The sequence below is a fragment of the Siccirubricoccus soli genome (assembly GCF_024178315.1).
Classification (GTDB): domain Bacteria; phylum Pseudomonadota; class Alphaproteobacteria; order Acetobacterales; family Acetobacteraceae; genus Siccirubricoccus; species Siccirubricoccus soli.
The window spans coordinates 1-1750 of record NZ_JAMZIK010000137.1 but is presented as its reverse complement, the minus strand read 5'-3'; the positions used below and the strand labels follow the sequence as shown (position 1 = coordinate 1750).

Annotated in this window: 1 protein-coding gene; it reads left to right on the top strand. The window is 78.3% G+C overall.

Features of this window, described 5'->3' with window-relative positions:
* Nucleotides 1-20: 20 nt before the first annotated feature.
* Nucleotides 21-1750: polyketide synthase dehydratase domain-containing protein (locus NJ376_RS29015; protein WP_370288496.1), on the top strand; the 1730-nt coding region annotated here is incomplete at its 3' end.

The following is a 1750-nucleotide window of genomic DNA, read 5'->3' as shown; positions in this document are numbered from 1 at the left end:
GGCGCAACCTGCGGGAGCCCGTGCGCTTCGCCGCCGCCATCGCCGCCGCGGCGGAGGCGGGCCCGGCGCTGTTCCTCGAGATCGGCCCGCACCCCATCCTGCAGAGCTACCTGCGCGACAATCTGCGCGCGGCCAATGCCTCCGCCGCCCTCGGCAGCACGCTGAGCCGGCGGCAGGAGGGGGCGGCGGACCCCTTCCCCGCCATCGCCGACCGTGCCTTCACCCAGGGCGCCGATCCCCGCAGCGGCCCCGCCTTCGCCGGGCCGGCGGCGCGGCGCGCTCTGCCCCGCACGCCCTTCGACCGCCAGCCGCATTGGTGCGCGACCACGTCGGAGGCCGCCTTCCTCGCCGCCCCGCCGCTGGAGCATCCGCTGCTCGGCTGGCGGCGCGGGGCGGAGCCCACGCTCTGGACCATCCATCTGGACACCGAGTCGCAGCCCTGGCTGGCGGATCACCGCCTGGCCGGGGAGGCGGTGCTGCCCGCCGCCGCCATGGTGGAGATGGCGCTGGCCGCCGCCGCCGCCTGGGCGCCCGAGGCCGCGGCGCTGGAACTGACGGATGTCACCATCCGCCACGCCCTGCCGCTGGAAGCCGGCCGGGCGCGGGAGGTGCGGGCGACGCTCTCGCCGGAGGGGGCCTTCGCCCTCGCCAGCCGCCGCCGCCTTTCGGAGGAGGGCTGGACCCTGCATATGGAGGCACGGCTCGCCGCCCTGTCCCGCCTGCCGGAGCTGGCGCTGGACCCGCCTGCTGCCGCCCAGGCCCTGGCGGGGGTCGAGCTGACCGCGCTCGCCGCCCGATTCGGGCTGCACTACGGCCCGGCCTTCCAGCCGGTGGAGCGGCTGGAGGCGGATGCCGCCGCCGGCCTCGCCACCGTCACCCTGCGCCGGCCGGAAGCGGCACCGCCCGATGCCGGCTTTCTGCTGCACCCTGCCCGCTTCGATGGCGCGCTGCAGGGGCTGATCGGCCTGCTGGCGGAAGCCCCGGCGGAAGCCGGCGCCGGCCTCGTCCCGGTACGCTTCGACCGGCTGGTGGCAAGGCGCGGCGCCGCCCCGCTGGCCGCCGCGCGCATCCGCCTCACCTCCCGCGGGGAGCGCAGCGCCGCCGCCGACCTTGCCCTGCTCGACGCCGCCGGCCAGGCGGTGGCGGTGGTGGAGGGCTGCCGGCTCGGCCGCATCCGCCTCCCCGGCCGGGAGCGGGCGACGGAAGCCGCCTTCCGTCTCGCTTTGGTGCCCGCCTTGCCCGGTCCGGGGACGGAGCCGGCGGAGCCCCCCGATCTCGGCGCGGCGCTGGAAGCCGCCCGGCAGCGCGACGAAGCGCTCGATCTCGGCGAGGCGGGGCTGCTGCTGGAGGGCTTCTGCGCCGCCGCGGCGCATGAGGCGCTCTCCTCCCACACCCCGATCGCCAGCCCCTATGCGCGGGCGCTGCTGGAGGATCTGGCGGAGGATGGGCTGGCGGTGCGCGGCGCGCTCGGCCTGCGCCCCGTCGCGGCGCCCGATTTGCCGCCGGCGCAGGAGATCTGGCGGCAGATCTGGCTGGAACAGCCCGACCTCGCCCCGGATCTCGCCGCCCTGGCCCTGGCCGCCGAGGCCCTGCCAGGCCTGCTTGCCCACTGGCCGCCGGCCGAGGAGCCGGCGCCGCTTCCCGTCGGACCCGCCGGGCTGGACCGGCTGGCCATGGTGCTGGCCGAGGCCGCCGCGGCGCTGGCCGCCGCCTGGCCGTGCCACCGCCCGCTGCGGGTGCTGGAGATCGG